This window comes from Sulfurimonas crateris, assembly GCF_005217605.1.
GTDB classification, from domain to species: domain Bacteria; phylum Campylobacterota; class Campylobacteria; order Campylobacterales; family Sulfurimonadaceae; genus Sulfurimonas; species Sulfurimonas crateris.
The window spans coordinates 134,576-152,443 of the sequence record NZ_SZPX01000005.1; the positions used below are offsets into that span (position 1 = coordinate 134,576).

Genomic DNA, 17,868 nt, shown 5'->3' on the forward strand with positions numbered 1-17,868 from the left:
AAAAAAAAGGAGAAAAAATGAAAAAAAGTATATTGGGTATATCTATAGCGACATCTATGCTCCTAGCGGAGAGTTTTACGCTTGGGCAGGTGAGTGTTCAAGATAATGCAAAAGATATAAATCTGTTTGAGCAGAGTATATCGCCGGAGGAGATTTCACAAAACAGCTCGGATACGGTAAGTGAAGCATTGGACAACCTAAGCGGCGTAAATCAAGACGTACAAGGCGGCCGCGGCGAATCGACTCTTTACATCAGAGGATTTGATGCAAAAAGAGTGGGTGTTTTTATAGACGGTATCCCCGTTTATGTGCCTTATGACGGCAATTTTGATTACGGTAGATTTTTAACCACAGACATCGGTTCTATCGATGTTTCAAAAGGGTATTCATCTGTAATTTACGGTGGAAATACTATGGGCGGTGTTGTAAATATTGTTTCAAGAAAACCGACAAAAGAGTTTGAAGGCAATGTCAAAGGTAAGATTGTTTTAGATTCTGATGCAAAAATGGCTCGACATGTAGAGAGTGTCAACTTAGGTACAAAACAGGGAAATTTTTATGCGCAGCTTGGTGCTTCTTACAGTAAACAAGACCATTTTAGAATCAGCGATGACTATGAAGCTACTGCTACTCAACCAGAAGGCGATAGGCTAAAAAGTGAAAATGAGGATAAAAAAGTAAGTCTTAAAGCCGGTTATGTGGCAGACGATAAGAGCGAAATAGCAATCTCTTATGTAAATCAGCAGGGCGAAAAACAACAGCCTCCTGTAACAGATACGACCTTTGCAAAAAACAAAAATTGGGATTGGCCATATTGGGATAAAGAGACTATCTCTATTACGGGGCAAAAAAACTTTGAAAACAGTTATATAAAAGCTTTGGCGTATTATGACAAAAGCAAAAACTCTCTTTGGTCTTACAATGATGCAACATTTTCGTCACTTCAATGGAAAAGCAAATATGACGACTACAGCTACGGAGCTCGTCTTGAGTATGGAGTTGAGCTAGGAAACAACTTCTTAAAAGCTGCCGTAAACTACAAAAAAGATGTGCATCGTGGCTACGATATAGACACAACAACGGATGCCGAGACTCTTCTTGAAAGATATGAAGATCACACCATTTCAGTCGGTTTGGAAGACACATACACACTCTCATCACAATGGGAACTTGTAGGCGGTGTAAGTTATGACAGAAGAACTGCCGATGAAATTTTTGACACAAATACGGCTTATCTTGACATGTTAGCTCTTGAGACACAAGACTCTTTTAGTCCGCAAGCGGCGATTATCTACTCACCGGATAAGAGTTCAAAAGCTAAGTTTAGCGTATCAAGAAAAACATATATGCCGTCCATGAAAGATAGATACTCTCGTAAATTTAACTCCTATGTTCCAAATCCTGATTTGGAAAATGAAATCTCAACACACTATGAGTTAAGCTATCAAAAACACTTTGGTGCATTTATAGGTCGCACTAATCTTTTCTACACAAGAGTTGAGGATGCGATTCAAAGTGTCATTCATATTCCAACAGGATTGGAGCAAAACCAAAATGTAGGAACATTCGATCATAGAGGCGTTGAACTAGAACTCAACTACAAGAGAGATACTTTGGATGTCGGGGGTAACTACACCTACATAAGCATCAAAGATAAAGAAAATAGCGGTGTTGAGATAGTGGATGTTCCAAAACACCAGATTTTTGCTTACGCACAACAAGAAATCGGGGGAGGTTTTTCTATTTATGCAAACGCAAAGTATCGCAACGGTGCTTATGAAAATAAGCTAGACGGCAGCTATGTCACAACCCCTAGCTTCACAACTTTTGATTTGAAAGCGATTTATGAGCCGACAAAAACTTTAACGGCAGAGATTGGCGTGAAAAATCTAACAGACGAACTCGTTCGCTACGACATGGCATATCCTATGGCAGGACGAGAATTTTTTGCCTCTTTAGAGTATAAGTTTTAAAAAGAAACTCTTATGAACAAACATAAAGTATATATAGCCATAGACGATACGGACGAGGTAGGATACTATACATCCACGGGAGAAATTTGTGAAGATATTAGAGAGCATATCGATAAAAATCACTCTCGTACAACACCTATATCGCGCCATCAGCTCTTGCTTGATGAGAGGATTCCCTACACCTCTCATAACAGCTCCATGTGTTTTACATGTGAGCTTGATTTAGAAACATTTGAGCAAGTCAAAAATTTTATACTCTCATATGTTGCAGACAAAAGTGCACCCTCTTCATCGCCCGGAGTGTGCATGGGATTTGAGAGAGATATTTGCAATAGAGATGCGCTTATTGCTTATGGTCTTGATGCGAAAAAAATAGTTTTAACCAAAGAGAGTGCCTATGAAACGGCGGCTGCACAAAAACTTTTTTTAAAAGAGGTAAAGAACAAAGGCAACGGTATAATCGGTGCTTTAGCGGGAGTTGCTCTAAGAGCATACGGAAATGACGGCCGCATAAAAGGTAAGATAAAACTTGGTAAAAAGAGTATTGCCGTCTCAGAGCTGTTAGAAAAGGGTTTATTTGAGGAAGTAAGATTAAAACATGGCAAAACAGCCGATAAAAACCACCATATTGTGATAAACGAGTATCTAAAAGGAGTATATATTGACCATAAATCAGTTTTGCTTCTTGAAGAATACGGAGGTTTTTACAAGCCTCTTGTTAAAGAAGATCTGCTTGATTACTGATGGTTTGCATGTTTTATAAAAGAGATAATAGTTTTGTTTTTAAATATGGCAAAAAAAATTATGATAAAGCCATAGAGTCTGCAGCTCTATGCGAAAATTTTGTACTGGATAAAGATGAAGATGAGTTAATCACTTCAACTGAAAAAAACTCTTGTTACAACTGCCTTTTTAGAAGATGGTGCAGCGATAGTTTTATATGCATGAAAAAAGGTATATATGAGAGTTAAAGCTATATTGAACTTGGCTATAGTTTTGCTGATGAGCATATCTGTTGTTGTTGCAGTCTCTAGCGGTTATCTCTTACACTCTCATTATGCAGCAGATCCTCTACATGTAAGTGCCGGAGTTATTTTTGTCCTGTTTGTCTTTTTTCATATCTATTTGAGAAAAAACAGGCTTAAAAAAGAAGTTGTCAATTTGTACTATTTAGTTATATTTAGGCAACCGAAAAAGAAAAAAAATAAAGGAAGAAAAATGTTTTTAGAACCGATTGATTTTGCCCGTATGTATAAAGAGCATAAACAAAAAACTGTTTTTAAAGGTAAAAACAGCGGTGATTGGGATAACAAATCAAAAGAGATGGCTCCGAGAATGCAAAAATCAGAGTATGTTGAAGATTTTATATCCCGCATGAATATATCAAAAGAGGACACGGTGCTAGATATCGGCTGCGGACCGGGGACTTTGGCAATTCCGCTTGCGAAAAAAGTCAAACATGTTATAGCCATAGATTTTTCATCACAGATGCTAGAGCAGCTTGAAGCTTATGCCGCGCGAGAGGGAGTAAAGAATATCACGACTTACCATATCGGCTGGGAAGATGATTGGAGTCACCTGCCACAGGTAGATATTGTCGTTGCTTCAAGGAGTATTGAAGTTCTAGATCTCGAAGATGCGTTATCAAAAATGTCATCTCATGCAAAAAAGGCATGCTATCTTACCTACAAAACAGGCGGCAGTTTTGTTGATATGGATATATTGGATTATATAGGGAAAAAAATCATAACAAAACCTGATTTCTGGTATATCCCGATACTGCTTTATAAAGAGGGCTATCTACCTAAAATAGACTACATAGCAACAAAAGACGCAAGCGTAAAATACTCAAATGCCGATGAATTTGTAACATCTTTAATCTGGAGTCTGGGTTCTTTAGATGATGAACAACAAGAAAAAGCAAAAGAGTACTTTGAGCTATATGTAGAAAATAGACAAGATTCTATAAAACCGACTTTTTGGGCATTTGTAGCATGGAGTTGTGAAAAATAATCTATATTTACACAGATAATAAAGCTCTTTGGAAGACGTAAAGTGGATTTCAAAGACTTTTTAAGAGCAAAAGCAGTATCTCTTTCTTCTGTGTTTTTGCTTTAAACAACGCTGCATCAAAATCATTTTGCCATCTTATGTGGTCTGAAAAAAGAGCTGATGCCATCAGAAAAATAACTAATAAGACTCTTGCTTAAACTCTATTTGCGCACTTGCAAGCTCAACAACATTCGGGTCTAAAAGAACGGGAAAGACTTTTCTTACGGCATCAGTCACCCACTGCGGGTAGATTCTGAAGTTTAGTTTCACATTTACATGTAGAAATTTTTCTGTGCCTTTTGGCAGTTCAAACTTCTCGACTCTTCTCTCTCCTGCGGGTATTCTCGTATCGCTTAAAAGTGTTTTATACTTCCAAAAGAAGAGCCCGACAGGTTTGGAGTTCTCATCGCCGAAGACTTTTTGAAAGAGTCTGCTTCCATCCTCTATATTGCCGTCATCTTTGAGTTTCCCGCTTGAGAGGATGACCTTGCCCTCTCTGTCCTTGACCTCAACTTCAAGCCACAGCTCCCTAAAATCAGCAACACCCGTAGGGAGATGATGCCCTGCACCGATATTTTTAACACCTACTTCCAAGACTCCATCTTTTATATCTACATCAAGCTTTGCCGAACTTCTTAGCAGCTGCAGGGTCTGCTCTTCATGCTCTTTGTCTCTAAGCCCTGCCAGAAAGTGGTTCGAGCCTGCAAAGTAGTGAACTTTAACATCATCCTTGAGAACACCGCCATCAGTTGAAACACCCTTTAGAGGTGCAAATTTTCCATCTTCTAAGTAGGTCATGTGGCAATCTACGCAAGTTTTGTGTTTAGTTTTATCATTTGGGTTGTTAAACGGCGACTTCTTCCACTCCTCGAACGTAGATACTATCTTTATGCCGTTTTGCGGGTGAAACTCATCATGACACGAAGCGCAGTAGCGGCTCTCATTATAAAACTCTTTTGAGTAGCTCTCTTTATGCACTTGAGGGTTTGCGTTGATAAGTTTTTCGCTAAACCAGCGCCCCAGATCCGAACTGGAATCCTCAAATGCGTACTTCTGCCTATCTAAAGAGACCCTAAAAGATGCGTTTCCTCTGCTTGAAGTATCAGTTATCTGATGGCACGTGATGCATGAGACACCCTCTTCAAGCCTGAAGTTATCATGCTCTTTAAAATCCGCAAGAAGTGTTTTTGCGCCCTTTTCAAAATGCTCATTACTTACAAAGTTACCATCCATAGCGTGCGTGCTTTTACCAAGTCCAACCGAGAGAGCACTTGGGTTGTGACACCCCATACACCATTTGCGAAACTCCTGCCCTTCGACTTCTCCTGCAAGCGTCTCCATGACCATATAGTAAGGGTTCGAGCCTGCAATATGTTTGTGGTTTGAGTTGCTCCACTGCTCAAATATCTCACTGTGACACGATTTGCATTTTGCCGAGGAAGTCCAATCCTCGCTGTGATAAGCCTCTCTTTTCTCCTCTATCTCCAAAAGAGAGAGCTCCGTGACCTTGCTGTATGAAATAGATGGATATGCAAGTAACACAGCACTAAGCAGAGCAAGCGACTGTGCGTTTTGACTCTTTGCTCTTATGATATGCCACAGAAACAGAGCCGCTAAAGCGAGCGAACCGTAGAGATGAGTGTTAAAGGAGACTATCCCAAGCATATCTCCGCCGCGGTTACCGAGAAAAAAGAGATAAACACCGCTAAGTGTGACCAAAACAAAAGCCAAAAGAAGAAGCCACCCCTCCGTGCTGTTTATCTTTTTTATAAAGAAGTATCTGCGGATGTGTTTATGTATGAACGAGTCCATAAAAAAGAGCATTATCATGATAGAGCCTGCTATATGAAGAGGCTGAACGATCCTGAAGTTCTCCCAAGAGAGCTCAAATAGTTCATACATCAAAATACCGCTTACAAACATCATAAAAAGAGCAATTTTCACAAAGAGTCTTCTCATTTTTGCTCCTTTTTATAATCTACGATCTCACCCTCTAAGGTTCTTAAAAATGCCACTATCTCATCTATCTGGCTCAGAGTCAAGTTGCGCCCCAGCTGATGTTTTGCCATGACATCTACCGCCTCTCTTATCTTTGCAACGGCTCCGTTATGAAAATAGGGGGATGTTTTTGTTACGTTTCTAAGTATGGGAACGCGGAAGAGATGTTCTTGATCTTTTCCCAAAAATCCGCCGCTGTTCTCAAATGGAAACTCTCTGTCAAGCCTCTTTATCTGTGGGAGTATCTCAAAGTTTGGCTCTATGTCATAGACATGGGCAAACTCTCTAAGCGGAAAACGCTGAATAGTCTGCCCGCCGAAAGTCACCCCGTTGTGACACCCTTTGCATCCAAAACTTATAAAATTTGCCAGACCTCTCTTTGCCTCATCGCTTATGGCATCGTTATCGCCCTCCAAAAACCTGTCGTAAGGCGCTCTGGTGACCAATGTTTTGACATAGGTCTCTATCGCTTTTGCCGCATTTTCAAACGACAGACCATCATCAAACGCCTTATCAAACATCTCCCTGTACTTTGCGCTCTCATTTAGCCTGATCAGAAGCTCCTGAGGTTTTATGTTCATCTTGTAGTAAGCCTCAAAGGAGTTCATCGCCTGCTCTTTGATGCTGCCAACCTCGCCGCTCCATGTATAATACTTGGCAAAACCGACGTTGAAGATACTTTGAGTATTTAAAAGGTATGGATGCATCGCTCCCGAATCGCCTTGAGCGAAGGTAAATCTGTCCACGCCGCTCTGGTCCTGCAGATGGCAGGCCGCGCAATCACTTATCTTTGTATCTTTTTGGGAGAGCATCTTAAGCATCGCGCCCCTGTTTTGAAGGTCCCGATCAAACGAGTGGCATGTGGCACAACTTGTAAGTCTGTTTTTTGAGAGGTTTGTATCGAAGAAGAGCTCTTCACCCAAAGCTATCTTTTCATAACTCATAGGGTTGGAAGCATCATCTACAAGCTCTAAAAGCTTCTCGTAGGTAGATGGGAAAGAGCCGTGCCCTTTGCTTAGAGCCATCTCTCTTAGCTCATTGTCGCTGTACTCTTTTATCTCTTTTTCAGTCGTTAAAACTGCTAACAAAAGAACTGTTATAACAACCGTAAAAAAAATGGCGACTATGGTTAAGAGAAACTTTTTCATGCTCTATATGCCAAAAGTCTCTTTTACTTTTTGCTCAAATGCTTCATCGCTAAGCTCTTTTCTAAGAGGAACAAATGTTGTAGCTTCTACTCCAACAGGAACGGCGATCGGGGCATTTTCATTCTCTATTATCATCTTGATAGCATCGGCTATAGGCTGAGGCGAAGGTCCTTCGTTGATAGCTTTTGCAACGATAGGAACGAAATGAGCCACGACCTCTTTATATGGAGACTCTTCGCTTGTCGTCTTTGCGTTGGCAATAAGACCTTTTTTTACGAAGTTCGTGCCAAAGAGCCCTGACTGGATAGAGTGAACACGTATGCCAAAAGGGAGTGTCTCAAATCTAAGAGAGTCCACTATCCCCTCTACCGCATATTTTGAAGCGTTATAGTGTGAAAGCAGCGGTAAGCCCATCTTGCCCAAAAACGAACTGATGTTTATGATAACTCCGCTCTTTGCTTCTCTCATGTGCGGAAGAACTTCTCTGGTAGTTTTTATAAGTCCAAATACATTTACGTCAAACTGATTAAATATCTCCTCGTCAGTTCCGTCCTCCAATGTAGAGAGCAGACCGTAGCCCGCATTGTTAACAAGGACATCTATCTTTCCCTCGTTTGTAATGATAGTGTTGATAGCTTTTTTGATCGTGTCGGTTTTTGTAACGTCTATGTAGATATTTTTGAGACTGCCATCTCCAGGAGACGCGCCCTCATCTCTCGTACCTGCATAAACCGTGTATCCGTTATCGGAAAGAAGTTTTGCGCTAAGTGCACCCATTCCTGACGAGGCACCCGTGATTAGAACTACTTTTGACATTATCTGCTCCTTTTTTTACACTTAGTATATGCAAAAAAAGGGTGTCAAACAATGACATAGAACAAGAAAGTAGTTTTTTTCTTCCTTAAAAAAAGATAATAATTCATACACGTGTGTATAATTTAGATTATAATACACTAAGTATACTTTAAGCAAATACTTATATTTACAATCCTATATTTACAATATATTGTAATAAAACAATAAAATACTAAAGTAATTTGCATAATATTTATATAATTTACTATATAATGTAAATATTTTTTTTAGGATATTTCAATGAATTTAAAATCTTTAATCGGTTCAGCAATCAAAAACAGAAGAAAAGAGTTAAAAATTGCTCAGGCTGACCTTCAAGACTATGCTGAGATTGGTTCAACGGCTCTATCTAATCTTGAGCAGGGTAAAGCCAATATTTCCATAGATAAACTGGAAAAAATTCTTGAAGTTTTAGGTTTAGAATTAGTAATAAAAGTCAAAACAAAAGGGTAGTATAGATGCAAAAAGGCATAGTATATAAAAATAAACTCCCTATTGGTGAGCTTAGTAGAAATGATAAAGGGTTATATGAATTTTTTTATTACGAAGATTATCTTCAGTCTGAAAATCCAAGTGCAATTTCAGTCAATTTGCCATTAAAAAAAGAACTCTTTGTATCTAAAATACTATTTCCCTTCTTTTTTAATTTGCTTTCAGAAGGAAACTTAAAATCAATGCAGTGTCGTGAATTAAAGATTGATGAGGATGATAATTTTACAAGATTATTAAAAACTACACAAGAGAATACAATCGGTGCAGTTACCGTTGAAGAGGTATAAATGAGATGCTACGGCTGCTTAAAAGATATAGATAAAGGCTTGTACTATTGCCCAAAATGCAAAAGTAATCTTTTTGACGGCAAGAGTATGAAACCTTTAAACTTTGACAAAACGGAATTCTATAGAATCAGAGGCGAAATGTCTGAAAAAATGTCTATCTCCGGTGTACAGGACAAAATATCTCTTAGCTTTAACAGTAACAATGAGCTAGTGCCTACAAATAAGGATGGAAGGTATATCTTAAAGCCTATACCAAGAGAGCATGACAATACAGTAAACTTAGAAGACATTGTACAAAACGAACACCTAAGTATGCAGATATCATCTCAGATATTCAAAATAAATACGGCACATAATGCTCTTATTGAGTTTAGTGATGGAGAACTTGCATACATAACTAAAAGGTTTGATTACTCTCTTAATTACTCAGAGAAAAAGATTGTGAAAGTGGATCAAGAAGATTTTGCATCTGTGCTTGAATATACCTCGGAAAATCATTCAAAAGCGTATAAATATGAATCTAGCTACGAAGAGTGTGCATTAAAAATAAAAGAAGTCGTAGCTGCTTATATCCCTGCACTTGAAGACTTTTATAAAAGAGTTGTACTTAACTATCTTATTGGAAATGCAGATGCTCATTTGAAAAACTTTTCAATAATTCGAGATGTGGACAGAGCTGATTACTCACTATCTCCAAACTATGATATTCTCTACACAAAATATCATTTACCAAAAGAAGACGCTACTATGGGGCTAGAGTTATTTAAAGAACATGAAACAAATACTTTTGGGGCAATGGGTTATTATACATTAGAAGATTTTGAACTCTTTGCTGAAATGATTGGCATAAAACAAAAAAGGCTAGAGAAGATATACAAAGTTATTCTTACAAGCCGCAAACAAGTACATGATTTAATAGACAGCTCTTACATGAGTAACACAGCAAAAGAGTCCTATAAAGAGAGCTACGAAACTAGATTGAATAGGTGCCTATTTTATTATATTGACACTTATCCTTTTAGAAGTTTTGCACAAGATACAATTAAAAAATATTTGTGATTTTGTTCTTGTAAATGACAATTAAGTTCTATAATCCGCGTTGATCTTTACGTACTCATGTCCTAAATCGCATCCGTACGCTTTGAAGCTTCCTTCGCCTATGCCTAGGTCGCAAGAGATAGTGAACTTTTTATGCTGCATCACTACAGCGCACTTCTTCTCCATCTCGGCGTCAAAAAGAATCTCTCCTCTGTCATAAACGCAAAAATTGTCAAATGAGATTTTTAACTTCTCTTCATAAGCTTCAACTCCGCTTGCACCAACTGTTGAAGCGATTCTTCCCCAGTTTGGGTCTTCGCCAAATAGCGCGGTTTTTACTAACAGTGAATCGGAAAGGGCTTTAGCGGCAATCTCTGCCTCTGCGTCATCTTTTGCACCCGTTACTTTGTAGGTTACAAGCTTTGTCGCGCCCTCGCCGTCACGAACCATCTCAAGTGCCAAAAAGTGCATTACTTTAAAGAGCGCCTCTTTAAAAGCCTCTCTCTCATACGCACCGCTTCTGCCGTTTGAGAGCACCAGAACTGTGTCGTTTGTAGAAGTGTCGCCGTCAACGCTTATTGCGTTAAATGTGGTTTTTACAACATCATCAAGCAGCTCTTGCATCTCGCTTTTACTTACTTTTGCATCTGTAGTTATGAAACAGAGCATCGTTGCCATGGCAGGGTTTATCATCCCCGCACCCTTTGCGATAGCTCCTATGTTAAAACTGCTTCCATCATCCAGAGCAACCTTGAAAGCTACCTCTTTTGCAAATGTATCGGTTGTCATTATCGCTTTTGAAGCAGATGCAGAATCTCTTTTTGTTAAATCAAAAAGTTTCATCCCCTCAATTATTTTTGCTTTTGGAAGTCTTACTCCGATAACGCCGGTTGAGCTCATAATAGGATTTTTAACACCTGATTGGCAGTTAGAGAGAACCTCATTTATATCTTCAACTCCCGCTTTGCCGGTCATTGCGTTTGCATTTTTTGAGTTGATTAGAACAAAGTTTGTCTTAAACTCACCCATTAAGCGAAAATGCTTTATAGGAGCCGCGTACATCTTGTTCGTAGTAAAAACGGATGCTACTTCGCACTCATCTTCACTGTATATGAACGCCATATCTTTGGCGCCCTCTTTTTTAAGACCTGCGCTTACACCGTCTGCAAAAAAACCTTCACTTGCGCAAACCCCGCCTTGTGAATAAAGTATATTATACAAATTTAAGCTCCTTTGGCTTATCTCTTCTTCTTAGTAGCTCTTTGGTAATATTGATACCGTGCTGCGTTCCTATGACAAGAAGCTTACACTCACTGGTGATAAGCACGTCGCCCTTTGGCATGGTCACGAACTTTCCGTCTTTTTTGGTAATACCCACGATCGAAGTATTTGTTATCTCTCTAATATGGGTCTCTTTTAGCTTCTTAAGAACCGCCCAGCTATATTTTGGCACCTCAATCTCTTCCATATCAAGAGGATTATCGCTCTTATACAAAAACTCCTCCAAGAGGTTTTCCATATCGGGGCGTGCCGCCATAGCGCTTACTCTTTGAGCGGTGAGCTTTGTAGGTGATACCACGGTGTCAGCTCCGAGTTTTTTCAACTTGTCAACATCGCTCACACTCTCTGCCGAAGAGATAACATAGTATGGTCTTGGGAGAGAGTGCTCTTTTTCAAAGAGTCTGACCGAAGCTATAAGAGCGATATTGTCAGATATTGTATTGGAGAGAGTAATAAGCCCTTTTGCAGATGAGAGATGTGCTTTTAACATAGTAAGCTCAGCATGCGGCTCAGCCTTTAAATATGTCGTATAGTTGTGCTCTTCTGCCCACTGATGTATCTCTTCACGCGGATCGACCACGACAAAAGGTATATGATTTTTTCTCAGCTCCTTGGTCACTTCTAGAGTATATTCATTGTGATAACATACTACGAAGTGTCTTTTTAGCCTTGCTATACTGTAGAGCATTCTTCTCTCCTTTACAATTCTTCTAAGATTTCCCTTTCCCACAACATCTACTACGATACCGATTGCAAGGGTAAATACGGTAAAACCCAAAATGATAAGGGTTACCGTAAATATCTGTCCGGCTGCTGAAAATTCGCCCTCTTTTAAGGAGCCAAATCCAACAGTAGTAAAGGTGTATCCTGCCTGAAAAATTGCATCCATTATGGTGTAATCTTCAATATAGATATAACCTATAGTTCCTATAAGCATAAGCAGCTGGACTAATATCAGTGGTGTTCTAAAAGGTAAAAATTGGGAATAGAGCTCGCTATTGAGCGTTACGTGTGGTTTGGGAGATGACTCCCAGTGTAGAAATTTTCGAATCTTCTCTAAGAGATTCAAGCTAATTTCCTGCTCTGCTTAAGAGTTTTTCTTAAGTGTGCGCAACTCTCTCGCAGAGATTTTAACCTTTTGAGTCGTACCATCATCTAAAGTGATGCGTACTGTTCTAAGGTTTAACAAAAAACGACGTTTAGTTCTATTTTTAGCGTGAGAAACATTGTTTCCGCTCATTGGGCCTTTGCCGCTGATAGCACATCTTCTTGCCATACTAGCTTCCTTGTGTTTAGGTTTATTAAAGTTGCGAATTATAGCAAGCCTAAACAAAACTTCTGCTTAAGTAAAGCCGTAACAAAAAGGGCTTGAAAAACCCTTTTATATTTGTTTTATGCGTTTATAGATAGAATAAACAAAATTAATAATATGCAGAGACTATGGTAACAAAAGAAAAGATTGATAGCTTCATAGAGAAGATCCCGCCTGCTCCTAAAGTCCTGAACGAGACATTTGCACTGCTTAGAGCTGGCGAGCTTACAAAGGCGGCGAAGGTGGCAGAGGGCGATCTGGCGCTAAAATCATATCTCAAGAATATAGTCAACAAGCCAATATACGGGTTTGCCAATGAAGTAAGCGAAATAGGGCAAATATTTGGCATACTCGGTGTCTCACTTGCGAGACAGAGCGTCTACAACTATATGATATCTCTTCTAAGCCCCAAAGATTGGAGCCTCTTTAAACTTAACTCTCACCTCTTTTATGAACTTCAGGCAAACCTATCCAAAAAGTGGCAGATGATCCTTGAACATCTAAAGGTAGAAGACAAAGAGACATACGATGCCATAACGCTTCTTCCTGCCAGCATAATCGTAGCAGAAGCTCTTTTTAAAGAGAAAATAGATGACGTGAATCTTTTAAGAAGTACAAAAGCGATAGATTACAACACAATTCTAAAGCGTCTTTGCGGAGTAGATCTTTTTGACATCTGCTCCCAGATCGCTCAAAAATGGGAAATGAACAGTGACATCTCCAAGGTAGTTCAAGCAGCCTCGGGTGTAAAACCGTCACGTGATGAAAAGATAGATCAACTAGGAAAATGGATGCACCTTCTGCTCTTTTACGAACTCTCAAACCCGCTCTTTATCAAAGCCGGTCTTAATGATTTTATAGATTTTCAGATCGAATATATCGGGGATATATACGAAGAGTTCTCCTCGCTGATGGAGATAGAATGAAAGCCGTAGTAAAAGACGGCATAGCGACATTCTTGCCTCAGGGTTTTCTTGATGGTAACAATGCTGCATCATACCTAAGCATTGAAGATGTAGAGGCTGCCACAAAACTAAAAGCAGATATGATCTTAGTCTCGCTTAAGAGGGTCGTATTTTTCAACCGTAACGGTCTGGATATCTTTATAAAACTATTTTCCAAAATCCGCAAAACAAACAGTGCCACGGTAGGGTTTTGCGACTATGATCAAAACAAGTATGAGGCAATAAGAAGATTTTACAAAGAGGATATCAACTTCTCACTCTTTAAAACTCTCGACATTGCTTATCTCTTCTCCTCAAGCTACAAAAATCAGAACAAAACCATTCTGGTCTACAGTGATGACAAATCTCAGCGCTCTGCAATTGCTATAGAGTTGCATGACAACGGGCACAATCCGACAATAGCAAAAACACTCAGTGAGTACAATGAAAAAAAATGTCAAAAAGGGGCGTTTGACTATGTTGTTGACTCTACATTTTTAGGTCAGATGGGGCAAAAGGTCGCAACAAGAGTGAGCGGAAATGCGATCATCTACACAATCTCCTCGTTTTTAGATGTTGAGATAAGCGACAACTTTAACATAGAGTACCACAACAACTCTCTAAACGTAGGTTTTAGGCTCTTTATCTTTGACGCATATAAAGTCATCAGTATGAATATTCACGCCCTAAACTTCTTCTCTAAGCTATCTACTTCAGCCGCAGAATACAACGCAACGATCTGTTTTGTAGGGATGAAGTTTGACAAGACTCCGATCTCGTTTAAAGAGAATATGGAAGATGCGGGAATACTTTTTTATGACCAGATGGATGACATACTCCAAAACAAAGAGCTCTTAAAAGAGCTAGGGGCTTCAAGTGCTGCAAATATCAAAAATAAAAGAGTCCTAAACAAAGAGACCGTAATAGAGCTTCCAAAATTCATCAATGCCGCAGCCGTTACCATAGAGATGATGACAAACTCAAAAGCGCATAAAGAGTCGGCAAGCGTTCAAAATCTCATCATAGAGAAAAAAGAGGGGAAAATAGCAAGTTCTATCGGCTACTACGGTGACTTAGACGGTATGGTGGTCTTGGTCTTTCCATCAGGCATTGCAAAAAAAGCGTGTGAGCTCCTCATAGGCGAAGATACAAACGACTTAGAGTTAATTCTTGATACATTGGCAGAGCTTGTAAATATAGTGGGCGGAAAGATAAAATCTCTGCTTGCAGATGAAGATATATCTGTAAATATAACTCTTCCAAGAACCTACCAAGACATAGATAGCCTTCTTGAAGTAGTTGAGAATAGAAAAGGGGTTCAGGTAGAGCTCTCTTTTAACGATGATAAATTTCTCTTTTTCTTAACAAGATAAAAGATACAAAATAGTACAATTTCGCAATTAAAGAAGGAAGATAAATGAAAGTAGCTCCTAGCGTTCTATCCGCTGATTTTGGCAATCTGCAAAGAGATGTTGAAGCCATCTGTGAAGCAGGTTGTGATTTTGTACATGTAGATGTTATGGATGGACACTTTGTTCCAAATCTGACAATCGGTCCCGTTGTAGTATCGGCTATTGCCGCATCTGCTACAAAACCGCTTGATATCCATCTTATGGTAGAGAACAACACATTTTTTGTGGACCTCTTTGCCCCTCTTAAACCCGAATATATCTCTTTTCATATAGAAGAGGAGAAACACCCTCACAGGCTTATCCAAAAGATCCGCTCGCTCGGCATAAAACCGGCAATAGTTCTAAATCCGCACACTCCTCCGGAATCTATAGAGTACCTTTTAGGTGATCTGGATATGGTTCTTTTAATGAGCGTAAACCCTGGCTTTGGCGGGCAAAGTTTTATTGATACCGTTTTACCAAAAGCAAAAAAACTAAGTGCTATGAGAGACAAGATAAACCCCGCGTGTCTTATAGAGGTTGATGGCGGAGTGAGCGATAAAAACGTACATCTTTTAAAAGATGCCGGCGTTGATATTGTCGTTGCCGGAAGTTATGTCTTTAATCATGCAAACAAAAAAGAAGCGATAGAGAGCTTGCAGATATGATTTCTTATGCGAAGCATAAAGCTTCAGTGACCACAGCGGTCTTAGCGAAGACAAAGGAATTACTTCCTTTGTCGGACGGATAATAGATAATGCGCACTAAAATTTGCGGGATTACATCTTATGAGGATGCTATGACAGCAATAGAAGCCGGCGCAGATGCGCTGGGCTTTGTTTTTTATGAACCCTCACCTAGATATATCTCCCCAAAAGAGGCTCGCGCAATTATCAAAAGACTTCCTCCCTTTGTCGAGAAGGTCGCTCTCTTTGTAAACAGCGATGCACAGGTCATAAACTCCTACTGCCAAGAAGCGGGAGCGACTCTGGCTCAGATCCACTTTGAAGCCCCAGATGAACTTTATGAGCAGCTTTTTGTTCCATATATAAAAGTGGTTCGTGCCAAAGAGCCAAGCGATATTTTGAAATTCAGCGACGAGTACAGACTTGTCGATGCCTACTGTGAGAGTTACGGCGGAAGCGGTAAAAGATTGAACATTGAGTGGTTCAAAGGTGTTGAGTGCTCAAAGATAATACTCGCAGGAGGATTAGATGCACAAAATGTCTCATCTCTCAAAGAGTACGGCTTTTACGGTGTCGATGTAAGCAGCGGAGTCGAGCTCTCTTACGGCAAAAAAGATACTTTAAAAGTCAAAGAATTTATAAAAAATGCAAAAAAGTAAATAGCGCAGATGCTTAGTACCGACTTCTCATTAGATTCAAAAAGTATTCACAAACTCTCATCAAAAGGGCTCTCTCTAAAGAGCCTTAAAGAGCAGATAGATGAGGATCTGGAGTTCCTTCTGCAGCTTTGGCACTCTCAAGGTTTGGAGATACTCAAACAGCAGGGAAGCTTCTATTTTGCTACAAAGTTTATTCCGCTTGAGAGCGCTACATTCTGTATAGTCGATATTGAGACAAACGGCTCAAAAATTGAGAAGCATCAGATAATAGAGATAGCAGCTGTAAAGGTGAAAGGTGGCAAGATCATAGAGACGTTCGACTCACTTGTCAACTGCAAAGAGATAAATCCGCACATAACAGAAATAACCGGCATAAGTACCGAGGACACAAAAGATGCACCAAGCTTAAAAGAGGTCATGTATGAGTTTAAAAACTTTTTATCAGACTCAGTATTTGTTGCGCACGATGTAAAATTTGACTATAGGTTTATCTCTTTGAGCCTTCAGAAGGTAGGATTGGTACCTCTTTTAAACAGAAGCCTCTGTTCACTCTCACTAGCTGAGAGGACCATTGCATCATATAGATATGCGCTCTCGTATCTAAATGAGTCGTTCAGTCTAAACCCTAGTGCAACTCATCATAGAGCAATGAGCGATGTACTTACAACATACGAACTCTTTAAGTTGTCTCTTGGTAATTTGGATGAGGGTATAAAAAATGTTGAAGATCTTATAAAGTTTTCAAAAGAGGGAAAAATACTAAAAAGACCGAGGTTTGACCCTCTGCTTGAAGAAGCAAAAGAGTAGTTATTCGCTATATGCTCCAACGCCTGTAAGCTTTTTATATCTAGCTTCCATTCTCTCTTCTTCGCTCATTGCGCGAAGTTTCGTTAGCTCTTCTAAAAAGTACTCACCGATTGCAGCTGCTGCACCGTCTCTGTCTCTATGAGCGCCTATAAGCGGCTCAGCTATAATATCATCAATTAGATCCAACTCTTTTAGGTCTTCACTCGTTATCTTCATAGCATTTGTTGCGGCTTCTGCTTTTGCGGGGTCGTTCCATAAAATTGCAGAACACCCCTCAGGCGAGATAACGCTAAATACAGAGTATCTCATCATAGCGAACTTATCTGCAACACCGATAGCAAGAGCACCACCGCTTCCGCCTTCTCCGATAACTACAGAGATCGTCGGTGTTTTAAGCTCTGAGAGTTCAAGAAGATTTCTAGCGATCGCTTCACTCTGATTTCTCTCTTCAGCTCCGATTCCAGGATATGCGCCCGGAGTGTCTATAAGCATAAGCACGGGAATATTAAATTTTTCAGCAAGCTTTGCTGCACGAAGAGCTTTTCTATACCCCTCAGGATGCGGCATACCGAAATTTCTTTTTATCTTATTCTTTGTTCCGCGACCTTTTTGCTCACCGATAACCATAACTTTTTCGTTTCCGATATAGCCGATGTAGCAAAGAATTGCAGCATCATCACGAAAGTGTCTGTCGCCATGTATCTCGTACTTGTCTCTCATAAGCAGATTGATATAATCAAGTGCATAAGGTCTGTCGGTATGGCGAGCAAGCTGTAGCTTTTGAAAAGGAGAGAGATTGTTAAATATCTTTGAGACTTCTTTGTCCAAGTTCTCTTGGAGGCTTTGAAGTGCAACTTCGTCATGACGAACCTGCGCAGAGATTATATCCTCTTGAATAAACTTGATCTTATACTCAAAGTCTAAATATGTTGCCAAATCAGATCC

19 protein-coding genes are annotated in these 17,868 nt (G+C 39.6%); 12 read left to right on the top strand and 7 right to left on the bottom strand.

From position 1 onward, the window contains the following. Nucleotides 1–17 precede the first annotated feature (17 nt). The 4 genes from FCU45_RS07380 (at nucleotide 18) to FCU45_RS07395 (ending at nucleotide 3,986) form a co-directional block, all read left to right on the top strand. Nucleotides 18–1,973, top strand: coding sequence for a TonB-dependent receptor plug domain-containing protein (locus tag FCU45_RS07380; protein ID WP_137013849.1), 1,956 nt, complete (start codon nucleotides 18–20; stop codon nucleotides 1,971–1,973). 12 nt (nucleotides 1,974–1,985) lie between these two features. Then, complete coding sequence (locus FCU45_RS07385; RefSeq protein ID WP_137013851.1) at nucleotides 1,986–2,717, top strand: thiamine biosynthesis protein ThiG; 732 nt, start codon at nucleotides 1,986–1,988, stop codon at nucleotides 2,715–2,717. Between the two features lie 8 nt (nucleotides 2,718–2,725). Beyond that, entirely contained in the window at nucleotides 2,726–2,944 is a 219-nt protein-coding gene (locus FCU45_RS07390; RefSeq protein WP_137013853.1) for a molybdopterin biosynthesis protein MoeB, read from the top strand. Between the two features lie 247 nt (nucleotides 2,945–3,191). Beyond that, nucleotides 3,192–3,986, top strand: coding sequence for a class I SAM-dependent methyltransferase (locus FCU45_RS07395; RefSeq protein ID WP_137013855.1), 795 nt, complete (start codon nucleotides 3,192–3,194; stop codon nucleotides 3,984–3,986). 177 nt (nucleotides 3,987–4,163) lie between these two features. Here the strand turns inward: FCU45_RS07395 and FCU45_RS07400 are convergent, their stop codons facing one another. From FCU45_RS07400 to FCU45_RS07410, 3 genes are read right to left on the bottom strand one after another with little or no spacing between them, the layout of a single operon-like run. Continuing rightward, nucleotides 4,164–5,984 carry a multiheme c-type cytochrome gene (locus FCU45_RS07400; RefSeq protein WP_137013857.1) on the bottom strand — a complete coding sequence of 607 codons (1,821 nt, stop codon included), beginning with the start codon at nucleotides 5,982–5,984 and terminating at the stop codon, nucleotides 4,164–4,166. After that, nucleotides 5,981–7,171: a cytochrome-c peroxidase gene (locus FCU45_RS07405; RefSeq protein ID WP_137013859.1), complete on the bottom strand. Its 1,191-nt coding sequence runs from the start codon at nucleotides 7,169–7,171 to the stop codon at nucleotides 5,981–5,983. Before FCU45_RS07405 ends, FCU45_RS07400 begins: the two co-directional genes overlap by 4 nt. A gap of 3 nt (nucleotides 7,172–7,174) precedes the next feature. Further along, nucleotides 7,175–7,987: an SDR family oxidoreductase gene (locus FCU45_RS07410; RefSeq protein ID WP_137013861.1), complete on the bottom strand. Its 813-nt coding sequence runs from the start codon at nucleotides 7,985–7,987 to the stop codon at nucleotides 7,175–7,177. Between the two features lie 279 nt (nucleotides 7,988–8,266). Between FCU45_RS07410 and FCU45_RS07415 the strand changes: the two genes are divergently transcribed. The 3 genes from FCU45_RS07415 to FCU45_RS07425 all read left to right on the top strand — a co-directional run bounded on the left by FCU45_RS07415 (nucleotide 8,267) and on the right by FCU45_RS07425 (nucleotide 9,864). After that, nucleotides 8,267–8,479: a helix-turn-helix domain-containing protein gene (locus tag FCU45_RS07415; RefSeq protein ID WP_223175812.1), complete on the top strand. Its 213-nt coding sequence runs from the start codon at nucleotides 8,267–8,269 to the stop codon at nucleotides 8,477–8,479. Nucleotides 8,480–8,484: 5 nt separating this feature from the next. Further along, entirely contained in the window at nucleotides 8,485–8,805 is a 321-nt protein-coding gene (locus tag FCU45_RS07420; RefSeq protein WP_137013865.1) for a HipA N-terminal domain-containing protein, read from the top strand. Nucleotides 8,806–8,892: 87 nt separating this feature from the next. Next, nucleotides 8,893–9,864, top strand: coding sequence for a type II toxin-antitoxin system HipA family toxin (locus FCU45_RS07425; RefSeq protein ID WP_170175837.1), 972 nt, complete (start codon nucleotides 8,893–8,895; stop codon nucleotides 9,862–9,864). Between the two features lie 21 nt (nucleotides 9,865–9,885). Here FCU45_RS07425 and argJ read toward each other — a convergent pair whose 3' ends face one another. Genes argJ through rpmB form a run of 3 tightly spaced genes read right to left on the bottom strand, consistent with a single transcriptional unit; the run spans nucleotide 9,886 to nucleotide 12,400 of the window. After that, complete coding sequence (gene argJ, locus FCU45_RS07430) at nucleotides 9,886–11,064, bottom strand: bifunctional glutamate N-acetyltransferase/amino-acid acetyltransferase ArgJ (protein WP_137013869.1); 1,179 nt, start codon at nucleotides 11,062–11,064, stop codon at nucleotides 9,886–9,888. Next, nucleotides 11,057–12,193, bottom strand: coding sequence for a potassium channel family protein (locus tag FCU45_RS07435; RefSeq protein ID WP_188109215.1), 1,137 nt, complete (start codon nucleotides 12,191–12,193; stop codon nucleotides 11,057–11,059). The genes argJ and FCU45_RS07435 overlap by 8 nt, the downstream gene beginning before the upstream one ends. Before the next feature lie 18 nt (nucleotides 12,194–12,211). Beyond that, nucleotides 12,212–12,400, bottom strand: coding sequence for a 50S ribosomal protein L28 (gene rpmB, locus FCU45_RS07440; RefSeq protein WP_137013872.1), 189 nt, complete (start codon nucleotides 12,398–12,400; stop codon nucleotides 12,212–12,214). A gap of 164 nt (nucleotides 12,401–12,564) precedes the next feature. On the opposite strand from rpmB, the gene FCU45_RS07445 reads away from it, so the two are divergent. From FCU45_RS07445 to FCU45_RS07465, 5 genes are all read left to right on the top strand, one after another. Continuing rightward, nucleotides 12,565–13,362: an HDOD domain-containing protein gene (locus FCU45_RS07445; RefSeq protein ID WP_137013874.1), complete on the top strand. Its 798-nt coding sequence runs from the start codon at nucleotides 12,565–12,567 to the stop codon at nucleotides 13,360–13,362. Beyond that, nucleotides 13,359–14,753: a chemotaxis protein CheX gene (locus tag FCU45_RS07450; RefSeq protein WP_137013876.1), complete on the top strand. Its 1,395-nt coding sequence runs from the start codon at nucleotides 13,359–13,361 to the stop codon at nucleotides 14,751–14,753. Before FCU45_RS07445 ends, FCU45_RS07450 begins: the two co-directional genes overlap by 4 nt. 44 nt (nucleotides 14,754–14,797) lie before the next feature. Then, on the top strand, nucleotides 14,798–15,439 hold the full coding sequence (gene rpe / locus FCU45_RS07455; RefSeq protein ID WP_137013878.1) for a ribulose-phosphate 3-epimerase: 642 nt from the start codon (nucleotides 14,798–14,800) through the stop codon (nucleotides 15,437–15,439). Nucleotides 15,440–15,528: 89 nt separating this feature from the next. Then, on the top strand, nucleotides 15,529–16,116 hold the full coding sequence (locus FCU45_RS07460; protein ID WP_137013880.1) for a phosphoribosylanthranilate isomerase: 588 nt from the start codon (nucleotides 15,529–15,531) through the stop codon (nucleotides 16,114–16,116). Between the two features lie 9 nt (nucleotides 16,117–16,125). Continuing rightward, nucleotides 16,126–16,923, top strand: a complete 798-nt coding sequence (locus FCU45_RS07465; RefSeq protein WP_137013882.1) for a 3'-5' exonuclease — start codon at nucleotides 16,126–16,128, stop codon at nucleotides 16,921–16,923. On the opposite strand, the gene accA is transcribed toward FCU45_RS07465, so the two are convergent. Beyond that, nucleotides 16,924–17,859: an acetyl-CoA carboxylase carboxyl transferase subunit alpha gene (gene accA / locus FCU45_RS07470; RefSeq protein ID WP_137013884.1), complete on the bottom strand. Its 936-nt coding sequence runs from the start codon at nucleotides 17,857–17,859 to the stop codon at nucleotides 16,924–16,926. It lies immediately after the preceding gene. Nucleotides 17,860–17,868 lie beyond the last annotated feature (9 nt).